This window comes from Streptomyces sp. NPDC058955 (assembly GCF_042741435.1).
Classification (GTDB): domain Bacteria; phylum Actinomycetota; class Actinomycetes; order Streptomycetales; family Streptomycetaceae; genus Streptomyces.
Map to the genome: position 1 here is coordinate 6909 of NZ_JBHYKM010000079.1, position 11319 is coordinate 18227.

Genomic DNA, 11319 nt, shown 5'->3' on the forward strand with positions numbered 1-11319 from the left:
CCGCCGCGGCCCCCTTACCCCCTGCCCCCCCCCCCGCCCCCCCGCCCCACCGCCCCCCGCAAGCGGGCGCCGCCCCCCGGGACCCCCCCCGCACAGGGGGCGCTCCGTCGTTCCGTCAGGCCTTCAGGAAGGCGTGGAGCGAGTCGGTGAGGGCCTCGGTGAAGCGGGCGCGGACGGGCTCGCCGACGCGGTCGAGGGAGAGGTACGGGTTGAGGTCCTCCAGCTCCACCAGCAGCAGTTCACCCTCCGGGGTGCGGCAGGCGTCGACGCGCTGGACGCCGTGCCGGAGCGTGTTCCAGTCGACGAAGCGGCGGGCGAAGGCGAGGTCGGCCGGGGTGGGTTCGTACGGCTCCAGGACCCAGCGGCGCTCCGGGTCGGGGGCGTACAGGGCGTACTGGAAGAGGTCGTCGACGAAGACGAAGGAGACCTCGTACGCGAAGTCGATCCGCGGCTGGACCAGGAGGTCCCCGTCGAGCGCGAGCCCTTCGAGCTCCTCGTGCGGCAGGAACCGCAGCCCTATGGAGTCGGCGCCGGCCTTGGGCTTGACGGCGTAGAGCGCGGCCCCGGGGAGCCGGCCGAGGTCCTCGCGGCGGTCGACGGTGGGGATGACGGGCAGTCCGGCGGCGGTGAGGTCGAGGAGGTACTGCTTGCCGGCCATGTCGCCGCGCCCGTGGAGCGGGTTGTAGACGCGGGTCCCGAGCGCGGCGGCCCGCTCGCGGAAGCGGTCGTACGCCTCCTGGTAGTGGAGGACCGGTCCGCTGTTGCGCACGACGACGGCGTCGAAGGAGTCCATGAGCGCGGCGGCGTCGCGCGGATGGCACAGCGCGAGATCGAACGAGGCCCGCAGCCGGGCGGTGAGCTCGATGTCCTCGTCACAGTAACGACGCCCACGGGCCGGGTAGGCGAGGTCGGTGACGTAGAGCAGACGGGGACGGTCGGCGGACATGTGCGACTCCTCGGGGAGGGGGCGGGACGGCCGGGGACGGGCTGGGCGGGGCGGGCGTATGGGGACAGGACGGCCGGGGGCCGGCCGGAGGTCGGACCCCGGACGGGCCACGAACGGGTCGGGGACAGGGCCAGGGTGGGGCTGGGGGCAGCCAACCTATCGGGCGGGGGTGGGCGGGCGGCAGGGGTGTGGGCGACGGTGTCTGCGCAGGTCAGGGCCCGCGGCGTGGGCCCCTCGTGGGATTCCCGTACAGCCCGGCCCCGTTTTAGTTGCGTGCGCGCACGCTCTCTGTCACAGTTGGTGCAGCGGCGGAGCTGTGCCCGGGAGACGGGTCGCAGGTCCGCCGTCGGTCGTCCGGGCGTGCTGCCGCGCCCCTCCCCCTCCCGCCGGCGCCCCCGGACGGCCGCCCCTCCCACCCACCGCCCCCTCCCGAGGAGAACCGCGATGACCACTCCCCCGAGTGCGTTCCCGGACGTCGAGAAGCTGGTCGTCGACGTCCTCAAGGCCGACCCGGCGCTGGCCGGGGCGGTGATCGCCGTCCAGGCGCCGGCCGGCTTCGACGGGACCCAGGCCGCCGTCCTGGTCAACCGCCGCGGCGGCGCCTGGATCGGCGACCAGCACGTCGACATGCCGCTGATCGAGTTCGAGGTGTACGGCCCGACCAAGCACGAGGCCCACGTCCTCGCCAACGCCGCCCGGCGCGCCCTGCTCGCCACCCTCGGCAAGCAGGTCGGCGTCAACGTCGTCCACGACGTGGAGGAGCAGGACGGGCCGCGCTGGCTGCCCGACTACCTCTACCGCGGCGCCAACCGCTACCTCTGCGTGCTGCGCCTCTCCCTCACCGTCTTCTGACGGCCCGCCGGACCCGTCCCCGTCCGGCCCCCCAGACCAGGGCCCCCCCGCCCGCGGGGGCCTTTGCGGACCCCGGGGCCCGGGCCCCGGGGCGGCGCCCCCCCCCCCGCCCGCGCGCGGGCCCCCTATTCACATGCCGTCACGCGACCGACTGGGCCGCCAGGGCCGGGCCCAGGTTCTCCCGGCGGATGCGCTGGTCGACGTAGAGGAGTCCGGAGGCCAGCGGCTGGAGCGGGGCGAGCAGCGCCTGGACGAGCAGCTGGACCAGTCCGACGACGGCCAGCAGTCCGCCGACGGCGAGGAACACCGTGCCGGGGGTGGGGCTGAGGTTCGCCTCGGCCTGGAGGGTGAACATCGAGAACTGGGCCACCAGGGAGACGCCCATCTGCACCACGAACGAGATGCCGCCGATGATCAGCAACATCACCAGGGTGCACCCGAAGATCCGCCACCAGGAGCCGCGCACCAGCTCCGCGGAGCGGCGCAGCGCGGCCAGCGGGCCGGCGGACTCGATCACCGCGGCGGTCGGGGCGAGGCTGTACCTGATCCAGATCCAGAGGGCGACCGGCAGGGTGGCGGCGCTCAGCAGGAGCACCAGCAGGCCGGTGATCAGCAGCCCGGCGCCGTTGTCGGTGTGGTGCCCCTCGTTCGAGGCGATGTTCGCGATCATCCCGCCCAGCATCAGGCAGAAGCCGACCAGCGAGAGCAGCACCGGGACGAGCGCGGCCAGCGCCGGCAGGAGGAGCGCGCCGAGCGTCGCGCCGAGCCGGGACCAGGACCGCCGCCACACCGCCCCGAAGCGGATCCTCCGGCCGAGCACCGCCTCCTGGACCACGGTCGCGACGGCGGCGTGCAGCAGACCGGTGGCGAGCAGCAGACCCAGCGCGCAGGCCAGCCAGATGATGCCGACACCGACGAAGAGCGGCGACAGCTCCGGCTGGTTGCCGTCCGGGCCGGGGGCGTCCACCCAGCGGTCGTACCGGTCGGCGAGCGCGGTCCAGGCGACCGTGCCCACCCCGAAGATGAGCGCGGCGGCCGCCGCGTAGGAGGCCAGGGAGACGCCGAGGAGCACCTTCCAGTGGCGGCGGTACGTCTCGAAGGAGCCGGCCAGGACGTCGCCGAGGTCCAGCGGGGCCAGCGGTATCACACCGGGCTTCGGCGGCGGCGGGACGGCCGCGCGGCCGTACCCGTACGGCCCAGGGGCGTAAGTCATGGGCCATACCGTAGCCGCCGCCGTTGTGTACGCCCGTACACAACGGCGGGTACCCTCGGGCCATGGGTTACGGACTGCTCGCCGGGGCCATAGCGGCCGAGATCATCGCCACCACCTCCATGAAGTACAGCGAGGGCTTCACCAGGCTCTGGCCCTCGCTCGTCACCGGCGCCGGGTACGTCATCGCCTTCGCCCTGCTCGCCCAGGCCCTCAAGACCCTCCAGGTCGGCACCGCCTACGCGATCTGGTCCGGCGTCGGCACCGCCGCCGTCGCCGGCATCGGCGTCCTCTTCCTCGGCGAGACCCTGAGCCTCGCCAAGATCGCCGGGATCGTCCTCATCGTCGCCGGCGTCGCCGTGCTCAACCTGGGCGGGGCGCACTGATGGCCCGGGCCAGGCGGTACGACCCCGGGCGGCGCGAGCGGATCGTGGACGCCGCCCTGCGGGTGGCGCGCCGGGACGGGATCGGCGGGCTGAGCCACCGCACGGTCGCCGCCGAGGCGGACGTGCCGCTCGGCTCCACCACGTACCACTTCGGCTCCCTCGACGAACTCCTCGTCGCCGCCCTCCGCAAGGTCAACGCCGGCCTCGCCGAGGAACTGCGGAGCCGGCCCGCCCGCGACGGCGACACCCTCGCCGACGGGCTCGCCCGGCTGCTCGGCGGCTGGCTCGGAGCCGAACGGAGCCAGGTGGAGCTGGAGTACGAGCTCTACCTCGCCGCCCTGCGCCGCCCCGCGCTCCGGCCCGTCGCCGCCGAGTGGGCCGAGGAGGTCGTCGCCGCCCTCGCCCCGCACACCGGGCGGACCACCGCCCGCGCCCTGGTCGCCCTGATGGACGGCATCGGCCTCCAGGTGCTGCTCACCGGCGCGCCGTACGACGAGGCGTACGCCCGCGAGATGATCGCCCGGATCCTGAACGAAGAGCCGAAAGGGCAGGCCGGGGCCTTGTCGGAAGCTCCGGCCGGCCCGACCGGCACCTGAGACCGGTTGGCCCGCGCGGGGGCCGGACCGTTAGGTTTTCCGTCATGACCACCACTGCTCCCCGCACCACCGGCGCCGTCGCCGCCGGCCTCGCCACCCTCGCCGGCGACGGCACCGTCCTCGACACCTGGTTCCCCGCCCCCGAGCTCACCGAAGAGCCCGGCGAGGCCGGCACCACGCGACTCTCCCCCGACGAGGCGGTGAACGCCCTCGGCGAGGGCGCCGCCAAGGCGCTCGGCGTGGACGCCCGCCGCGGCGTCGAGGTGGTCGCCGTCCGCACCGTGATCGGCTCCCTCGACGAGAAGCCGCTCGACGCGCACGACGCCTACCTCCGCCTCCACCTGCTCAGCCACCGCCTGGTGAAGCCGCACGGCCAGAGCCTGGACGGCGTCTTCGGCCTGCTCGCCAACGTCGCCTGGACCTCGCTCGGCCCGGTCGCCGTCGACGACATCGAGAAGGTGCGGCTCAACGCCCGCGCCGAGGGCCTGCACCTCCAGGTCACCTCGATCGACAAGTTCCCCCGCATGACCGACTACGTCGTGCCCGCCGGCGTCCGGATCGCCGACGCCGACCGCGTCCGCCTCGGCGCCCACCTCGCCGCCGGCACCACCGTCATGCACGAGGGCTTCGTCAACTTCAACGCCGGCACCCTCGGCACCTCCATGGTCGAGGGCCGCATCTCCGCCGGCGTCGTCGTCGGCGACGGCTCCGACATCGGCGGCGGCGCCTCCACCATGGGCACCCTCTCCGGCGGCGGCAACGTCGTCATCTCCATCGGCGAGCGCTGCCTGATCGGCGCCGAGGCGGGCGTCGGCATCGCCCTCGGCGACGAGTGCGTCGTCGAGGCCGGCCTGTACGTCACCGCCGGCACCCGGGTCACGATGCCCGACGGTGAGATCGTCAAGGCCCGCGACCTGTCGGGGCAGTCGAACATCCTGTTCCGCCGCAACTCGGTCACCGGCGCCGTCGAGGCCCGCCCGAACAACGCGGTCTGGGGCGGCCTCAACGACATCCTGCACAGCCACAACTGACGGCCCGACCGCCCTCCCGGCCCCGCTCGGACGGCCGGGAGGGCGGTCAGCCGCTCCCCGTGCAGCGCCATCAGGCGCCGACCCGCCGCCACCACGTACCACTGGTCGAGCGCCTTGCTGCCGTCGTGACGGCACGGCAACCGAATCCGGTCACGGAGCGTTGTCACGGCGGAGCGGAGTGCTCCACCGAGAGACGAGCGAGGAGCCGACATGAGGACGAAGCCCATGGTCGCCGGGGTGCTGGCCGCGGCGGCGGTGCTGCTGCCGGCGGGGGCCGCCCGGGCGGACGAGACGCACACGCACAACGGGCCGACGGTGAACAACGGCCCCAGTCTCAGCCTGCACACCGGGCAGATCGACGACCCGCTGGAGGACGTGCTGGAGCACGCGGCGATCCTCGGGCGGACCTACACGACCGACTCCGCCTGAACCAGCTCCGCCAGGAGCGCGCGCAGCCCGTCGGCCGTCTCCCGGTCGGCGGGCCGCAGCGGCTCCCGGAGCGGGCCGCCGAGCAGCGCCTTCACGGTGACCGTGCCGGGCAGGCCGGCCGCCATCATCCGCTCGACCAGCGGCAGCGTGCGGGCGTGCCGTCGCGCGGCCAGGGCGGTGTCGCCGGCGTCGTACGCGTCGAGGACGGCGGCGAGCGGGCCCGGCGCCACGTTCGCGACCGTGCTCACGTAGCCGGCGCCGCCGACCGCGTACAGCGGCAGGTTCAGCTCCTCGCTGCCGGAGTAGTACGCGAGCCCGGTCTCGGCGATCAGCCGGGCCGCGGTCAGGAGGTCGTACGAGCAGTCCTTGACGGCCGTGATCCGCGGGTGTGCGGCCAGCCGGCGCATGGTGTCGGGCTCGACGCGGGTGCCGGTGCGGCCGGGGATGTCGTAGACCGTCACGGGGAGCCCGGTGGAGTCCGCGACCTTCAGGAAGTGGGCGGCGACCGCGTCCTGCGGCGGGCGGCTGTAGTACGGGGTGACGACGAGCAGTCCGTCGGCGCCGGCGGCCTCCGCCTGGCGGGCCAGCTCCACGGTGTGCCGGGTGTCGGCCGTGCCTACGCCCGCGACCAGCGCGGGGGCCGGGCCGACCGCCTCCCGCACCGCGCGGACCAGCGCCGCCTTCTCGGCGTCCGTGGTGGTGGGGGACTCGCCGGTGGTGCCGTTGAGGACCAGGCCGTCGCAGCCCTCCCCGACCAGCCGGGCGGCCAGCTTCCCGGCCGCGTCGAGGTCGAGGGCGCCGGCGTCGGTGAAGGGGGTGACCATCGCGCAGAGGGTGCGGCCGAAGGGGCGTTGGGTGCTCATGCGGGAAGTCTGGGCGCCGACGACCGTGAAGGTCCACTTAGATCTGCTTGGGCGGAACGTTCAGCCCGGCTGAACGGATGCGGGGTCAGAGGGCCAGCTTGAAGCCCTCGTGGCTCCGGGCGTACCCCAGCGAGGCGTAGAAGCGGTGGGCCTCGGCGCGCTCCTTGTTGCTGGTCAGCTGGACGAGGGCGCAGCCGCGCGCGCGGGCCCGGTCCGCCGCCAGCTCCATCAGCCGGCGGCCCAGGCCGGCGCCCCGGAGGTCGGCCCGGATCCGGACCGCCTCGATCAGCGCCCGCTCGGCGCCGCCCTTGCCGAGGCCCGGGATGTAGGTGGCCTGGAGGCAGCCGAGGACCGTGCCGTCCGCGTCGGCCAGCACCAGCATCTCGTTGCGGGGGTCGGCCTCGATGGCCGCGAAGGCCCGCTCGTACGCCTCGGTGACCGGGACGGTCGACGGGTCGACGACCCGTCGCTCGTCGGCCAGGAGGGCGAGGACGGCCGGGAGTTCGGCGCGGGTGGCGGGGCGGAGCAGTGATGGGGGCATGGCCGGAAGTCTTCCATGCCCGCGGAAGCCCCTTGACCTCAAGCTTGGTTGAGGGCGGAGCGTGGGGGGTGTTCCGAACGACACCCGCACGAGGAGAGCGCCATGACCGTCGTCGTCCACCCCCAGGCCCGCCCCGACCTGTACCGCCCCGGTGTCGGCCAGGTCCTGATCAGCACCTGGAGCGTCGGCACCCCGGAGCGGCAGCGCGCCGCCGTGGAGGCCGTCCGCCGGGCCTGGGAGTCGCGCCCCTGGCCGGACCCCCGGCTGCTCTCGTACACGATCTACGCCGGCACCGACGGCGACACCCTGCTGCACTACTCGCAGTGGACGGGCTGGGAGGCGTACCTGGACTTCGTCGCCACCCACCGCGACGACCGCAACGGCGAGATCGACGCGGCCGTGCCCGGCATCCGGCGGATCGAACTGCACCGCTACGAGCCGCCGTTCCGCTCCGCCGTGCTGAGCGAGGAGAGCGCCGGGGCGGTGCCGGGGACGCTCGCCGCCGTCGAGGTCGAGTTCGACGGGGCCGACCCGGAGCGGCAGCGGGCCTGGGTGGACGCGGTGGTCGCGGCCCTCGCCGACGACGAGGGGCACCGGCCGGCCCGGGGCGGGATCGGCGCCCACTTCCACCTCTCCGCCGACGGCACCCGGGTCTTCGACCACAGCGAGTGGGTCCGTGAGCAGGACCATGTGGAGTGGCAGGCCGAGTACGCGCCGCTCAGCGACGCCTGGCGGGCCGTCCACCACCACCCGGGGCTGGTCGGCAGCCGCGTCCGCAGGTACGCGCCCGCGCTCAGCCTGAGCGCGGGCGCGTAGCGCGGGATCCGGGTTACGGGCGGAAGCGCAGGACCTGCGGGTCGTGGTCGCTGTTCTGGTCCGCGAACTCGGCGTTGATGTGCACGCTGTCGTACTCGAAGTGGTGCACGCCGGGGCTGGTCAGGATCTGGTCGAGGACCTGGCTGTTGCCCTGGTAGACGTACGAGTAGCGCTCGGAGCGGGGCAGCGAGGCGATGGCCGGGTAGAGGGCGTCGCCGTCGGTCAGCGCCTCGGTCGTGCCGGAGAACTCGAAGTCGTTGATGTCGCCGACGACGAGGACGTCCGCCTGCTTGTCGAGCGCGGTGATCTCCTTCACGAAGGCGTTCACGGCCTGCGCCTGGAGGTGGCGCTTGGCCTCGGAGGAACGGTTCGGCGGCTGGTGGTGGGAGACGATCGACTCGTCGCCGCCCTTCGAGCCGAAGTGGTTGGCGATCACGAAGACCGTGCGGCCGCGGAAGGTGAACTCGCCCGCGAGCGGCTTGCGGCTGGACTCCCAGGCGGCGTTCGCCGGGTCGATCCGGCCGGGGGAGAGGGTGAGGGCGGCGCGGCCCTTCGAGCCGGTGACGCCGGTCGCGGTGGTCGCGTCGCCGCCCGCGCGGTCCACGAAGGAGACCCGCTCGGGGTTGAAGAGGAAGACCTGACGGATGTTGCCGCCGGGCTCGCCGCCGTCCTTGTTGTTCTCCGGGTCGATCGAGCGCCACTCGTACGCCGGGCCGCCGGCCGCCACGATCGCGTCCGTGAACTTCTTCAGCGTCTGGCCGGCCGAGACCGTGCCGTCGTTCTTGGCGCCGTTGTCGTCCTGGATCTCCTCCAGGGCGACGATGTCCGGGGTGGCGAGGTTCTCGACGACCGCCTTGGCGAGCGCGTCGAACTTCTCCTGCGGGTCGGTCGGGTCGAGGTTCTCCACGTTGTACGTGGCCACGGCCAGCTCGTTCTTGTGCTGCTTGTCGGTGACCTCGCGCTCCAGGCCCATGTCCTGGAGGGTGCCGAGGGTGCGGGCGGTGAGCGTGTAGCCGCCGAACTGGTTGAAGTCGAGCGGGCCCTCGGTCGTACCGGTCAGCCAGTCGCCGACGTTCGCCTTCGGGAAGGGCTGCTGGGCGAGCGGGATCAGCGACTGGATCTGGAGCCGGCCGGTGTTCTGGGACTCGTACGAGCCGTAGACCGTGCCGCCGCGCTCGTTGTCGTTCTCCCAGGGCTTCACCGTGACCCACAGCTCGGAGTACGGGTCGGTGGCGCCGACGACGCGGGAGGAGCCGACGCGGACGTTGGTGCCCTCCAGGGACTCGTAGTAGTCCAGGGCGTACGTCTCGGGGGCCAGCTCCAGGCCGTTGATCGAGCCGCCGTTCGCCGGGTCGCCCGCGGGCGCGTACGCGTCCGGCACCGACCAGGGGGCGATGGTGACCGGGGCGGGCAGCGCGTTGCCCTTCGAGACCACGGTGACCTTCGGGCGGGACAGCTGGGTCAGCGACTGGTTGCCGGAGTTCAGGCCGCCGGGGACGTACTCGGTGACCGTGCCGTCGACGCTGACCGCGTCGCCGACCGCGACCGTCGGGGTGGAGCTCGTGAAGACGAACAGGCCCTCGCTGGTGGCCGGGTTCTCGTCGCCCTGCGGGTCCTGCATCCAGAAGCCGCGCGAGGAGCCGTAGCCGCGGACGCCGGTGACGATGCCCGTCACCCCGGTGACCTGCTTGCCGGCCAGCGGCGAGACCCGGGTGGTGCCCTGGACGTCGTGGATGCGGACGACGGCGGTGTCCTCGGCCGCGGCGCTCTGCGAGCCGGCGAGCAGACCGGCCGCGAGCGCGGCCGCGACCACCGCGGAGACGGCGGCGGTTCTCGGTATGGAGGAAGACATCAGGAGGCTCCGAGGGTGCTTGGAGGAAGGGCAGAGAGATCTACGCGCGTCAATCTCTTGGTAGAGCGCCCCACTTGTCAAGGGTCGACGGGTGTACGAAGGCTGACGGGCCCGTGAACCGGCGGGCGGTACCCCGGATGCGTCTACGCTGGGACGCCGGCCCCACACCGGTGCCGGCCGGTCCCCACCGGGCACCCCACCGATCCACGCACGCGTCGAGGAGATCCCCCACATGGCTGCGGAGCACCCCACCCTTCCCCCCGTTCGGCTGCCCTCGGACGCGGAGCTGGCTCGGGAAGCCCTGGCCGCCCCCCTCCTCGCCCGCGCCGTCCTCCTCGCGCGCTGGGCCGGACCCGACACCCGGGTCGGCGCAGGCGGCGAACTCGTCGACGAGCAGCTGCCGGACGCCGCCGAAGTCCTCGGCCTCGGCGACGACGAGGACGCCGAGTACTGGGCGGGCGACGCCTGGCGGCTCGCCGTCGACACCGGCCTGGTCGACGTCGAGGACGGCGCCGACGACGACAACCCCGGCACCGCCGCCCCCGGCGAGAACCTCGCCGTCGTCACCGGCGGTGCGCCCCGGGACGTGCTCGCCCTCTGGCTCGACGCCTTCGAGGCGGTCTTCGCCGACGCCGTCGCCCCCGTCCTCGACGACCTGGAGCCGCTGCTCGACGAGGACGGCGGCCTCGACCTCGACACCCTCGACTGGGACCCGGAGGCGGAGGCCGACTTCCTGGAAGGCGTCCTCGGCAACCTCTACCTGCTGACCGTCAGCGAGGGCGGCCCCGGCGACGGGCCCGTGCCGCTGCCCGCCCTCGCCGCCTCCATGGTCGTCCCCGACGACATGGGCGAGCCCACCGACGACGTCCTGGAGCAGGTCTCCGACGCGATGATGCGGCTGGACGAGCAGTTCCGGCTCCTGGAGCCCATCGGCCTCGTCGAGTACCAGCCCGTCGACGAGGCCCTGATGGCCGAGGAGGGCGAGGAGCCGGCGCCGCCCGTCGACGACGAGGACGTCACCCGCTACGGCATGGTCCGGCTCACCCCGCTCGGCCTCTTCGGCGTCCGCACCCGCATGGTGGAGGCCGGCGTCGCCGCCCCCGCCGTCGGCGACCTCGCGGAGAAGGACGCCGACGCCCTCCTCGCCGGCCTGGTCGGCTACCCCGAGCCGGCCGCCCGCGCCGAGACCGAGGCGTGGCTCGCCGGCCGCGAGCCGCTGCCCGCCGCCGCCGACCTCCTCGCCGCCGCCCGCGGCTCCGACCCCGAGTCCCCGCTCCGCCGCCTCCACTGCCAGCAGGCCCTCGCCCTCGTCGGCCCCGACGCCGAGCCGGTGGTCCGCGCCGTCCTCGACGACCCGGAGCTCGGCGGCCTCGCCCGCGTCTGGCTCGCCGAGCGCGGCGCCTCCGACGTGCCCCCGCCGCCGGAGTCCATGATCTTCTGGCTCGCGGTCGACACCATCGCCGCCCAGCTCGACGCCTCCGGCGAGCCGGCCGAACTCCAGGAGCTCATCGAGGGCCTGACCAGTCGGCACACCGGCTTCCTGGAGACCGCCTGGCGGGTCGAGCACCCCGCCACCGCCGACGTCCTCGACGCGATGGGCCGGCTCCACCCGGACAAGACGGCCGCCAAGGAGGCCCGCAAGGCCGCCTTCAAGGCCCGCTCGCGCACCGGCTCCGCCTGACGGCCCCGACGCGGGGGGCCCATAGCCGGGGGGGGGGGGGGGCGCCCCCGCCCGGGCCCCCCGCCGTCAGCGCCCCTAGCCACGGGGCGCGCGGGGGGGGGGGGCTAACCCCCCCC

The 11319-nt window shown here is 74.2% G+C and carries 12 protein-coding genes; 7 read left to right on the forward strand and 5 right to left on the reverse strand.

The genetic code is table 11. The features are described from left to right. Positions 1–115: 115 nt before the first annotated feature. Positions 116–946 carry a hypothetical protein gene (locus ACFW1I_RS25895; protein ID WP_384674243.1) on the reverse strand — a complete coding sequence of 277 codons (831 nt, stop codon included), beginning with the start codon at positions 944–946 and terminating at the stop codon, positions 116–118. Positions 947–1390: 444 nt separating this feature from the next. Between ACFW1I_RS25895 and ACFW1I_RS25900 the strand changes: the two genes are divergently transcribed. After that, positions 1391–1798, forward strand: a complete 408-nt coding sequence (locus ACFW1I_RS25900; RefSeq protein ID WP_384674246.1) for a hypothetical protein — start codon at positions 1391–1393, stop codon at positions 1796–1798. Between the two features lie 139 nt (positions 1799–1937). Here the strand turns inward: ACFW1I_RS25900 and ACFW1I_RS25905 are convergent, their stop codons facing one another. Next, on the reverse strand, positions 1938–3011 hold the full coding sequence (locus ACFW1I_RS25905; RefSeq protein WP_384674249.1) for an oxidoreductase: 1074 nt from the start codon (positions 3009–3011) through the stop codon (positions 1938–1940). Between the two features lie 62 nt (positions 3012–3073). On the opposite strand from ACFW1I_RS25905, the gene ACFW1I_RS25910 reads away from it, so the two are divergent. From ACFW1I_RS25910 to ACFW1I_RS25925, 4 genes are all read left to right on the forward strand, one after another. Beyond that, positions 3074–3394, forward strand: a complete 321-nt coding sequence (locus tag ACFW1I_RS25910; protein ID WP_384674252.1) for a DMT family transporter — start codon at positions 3074–3076, stop codon at positions 3392–3394. Next, positions 3394–3990: a TetR/AcrR family transcriptional regulator gene (locus ACFW1I_RS25915; RefSeq protein WP_384674254.1), complete on the forward strand. Its 597-nt coding sequence runs from the start codon at positions 3394–3396 to the stop codon at positions 3988–3990. Before ACFW1I_RS25910 ends, ACFW1I_RS25915 begins: the two co-directional genes overlap by 1 nt. Before the next feature lie 44 nt (positions 3991–4034). Beyond that, the gene (dapD, locus tag ACFW1I_RS25920; RefSeq protein ID WP_384674257.1) at positions 4035–5021 is read left to right on the forward strand and encodes a 2,3,4,5-tetrahydropyridine-2,6-dicarboxylate N-succinyltransferase; all 987 of its coding nucleotides are present in this window, start codon (positions 4035–4037) and stop codon (positions 5019–5021) included. A 210-nt stretch (positions 5022–5231) separates the two neighbouring features. Next, complete coding sequence (locus ACFW1I_RS25925; RefSeq protein WP_384674260.1) at positions 5232–5450, forward strand: hypothetical protein; 219 nt, start codon at positions 5232–5234, stop codon at positions 5448–5450. On the opposite strand, the gene dapA is transcribed toward ACFW1I_RS25925, so the two are convergent. After that, positions 5429–6313 (reverse strand): 4-hydroxy-tetrahydrodipicolinate synthase, encoded by an 885-nt coding sequence (dapA, locus tag ACFW1I_RS25930; RefSeq protein ID WP_384674263.1) that lies wholly within the window; start codon positions 6311–6313, stop codon positions 5429–5431. The genes ACFW1I_RS25925 and dapA overlap by 22 nt on opposite strands. Positions 6314–6398: 85 nt before the next feature. Next, positions 6399–6854 carry a GNAT family N-acetyltransferase gene (locus tag ACFW1I_RS25935; protein ID WP_384674266.1) on the reverse strand — a complete coding sequence of 152 codons (456 nt, stop codon included), beginning with the start codon at positions 6852–6854 and terminating at the stop codon, positions 6399–6401. A 102-nt stretch (positions 6855–6956) separates the two neighbouring features. Here ACFW1I_RS25935 and ACFW1I_RS25940 point away from each other — a divergent pair, with 102 nt between their 5' ends. After that, a complete protein-coding gene (locus tag ACFW1I_RS25940; RefSeq protein ID WP_384674268.1) occupies positions 6957–7670 on the forward strand; it encodes an antibiotic biosynthesis monooxygenase in 714 nt (237 codons plus the stop codon). A 13-nt stretch (positions 7671–7683) separates the two neighbouring features. Here ACFW1I_RS25940 and ACFW1I_RS25945 read toward each other — a convergent pair whose 3' ends face one another. Then, positions 7684–9522, reverse strand: coding sequence for an endonuclease/exonuclease/phosphatase family protein (locus tag ACFW1I_RS25945; RefSeq protein WP_384674270.1), 1839 nt, complete (start codon positions 9520–9522; stop codon positions 7684–7686). A gap of 232 nt (positions 9523–9754) precedes the next feature. Here ACFW1I_RS25945 and ACFW1I_RS25950 point away from each other — a divergent pair, with 232 nt between their 5' ends. Continuing rightward, the gene (locus ACFW1I_RS25950) at positions 9755–11203 is read left to right on the forward strand and encodes a hypothetical protein (RefSeq protein WP_384674272.1); all 1449 of its coding nucleotides are present in this window, start codon (positions 9755–9757) and stop codon (positions 11201–11203) included. Positions 11204–11319: the final 116 nt, after the last annotated feature.

Bases quoted from the DNA above. Each gene is read 5' to 3' on its own strand.
- ACFW1I_RS25895 (WP_384674243.1), bottom strand. From the start codon at position 946: ATGTCCGCCGACCGTCCCCGTCTGCTCTACGTCACCGACCTCGCCTAC.
- ACFW1I_RS25900 (WP_384674246.1), top strand. From the start codon at position 1,391: ATGACCACTCCCCCGAGTGCGTTCCCGGACGTCGAGAAGCTGGTCGTC.
- ACFW1I_RS25905 (WP_384674249.1), bottom strand. From the start codon at position 3,011: ATGACTTACGCCCCTGGGCCGTACGGGTACGGCCGCGCGGCCGTCCCG.
- ACFW1I_RS25910 (WP_384674252.1), top strand. From the start codon at position 3,074: ATGGGTTACGGACTGCTCGCCGGGGCCATAGCGGCCGAGATCATCGCC.
- ACFW1I_RS25915 (WP_384674254.1), top strand. From the start codon at position 3,394: ATGGCCCGGGCCAGGCGGTACGACCCCGGGCGGCGCGAGCGGATCGTG.
- dapD (WP_384674257.1), top strand. From the start codon at position 4,035: ATGACCACCACTGCTCCCCGCACCACCGGCGCCGTCGCCGCCGGCCTC.
- ACFW1I_RS25925 (WP_384674260.1), top strand. From the start codon at position 5,232: ATGAGGACGAAGCCCATGGTCGCCGGGGTGCTGGCCGCGGCGGCGGTG.
- dapA (WP_384674263.1), bottom strand. From the start codon at position 6,313: ATGAGCACCCAACGCCCCTTCGGCCGCACCCTCTGCGCGATGGTCACC.
- ACFW1I_RS25935 (WP_384674266.1), bottom strand. From the start codon at position 6,854: ATGCCCCCATCACTGCTCCGCCCCGCCACCCGCGCCGAACTCCCGGCC.
- ACFW1I_RS25940 (WP_384674268.1), top strand. From the start codon at position 6,957: ATGACCGTCGTCGTCCACCCCCAGGCCCGCCCCGACCTGTACCGCCCC.
- ACFW1I_RS25945 (WP_384674270.1), bottom strand. From the start codon at position 9,522: ATGTCTTCCTCCATACCGAGAACCGCCGCCGTCTCCGCGGTGGTCGCG.
- ACFW1I_RS25950 (WP_384674272.1), top strand. From the start codon at position 9,755: ATGGCTGCGGAGCACCCCACCCTTCCCCCCGTTCGGCTGCCCTCGGAC.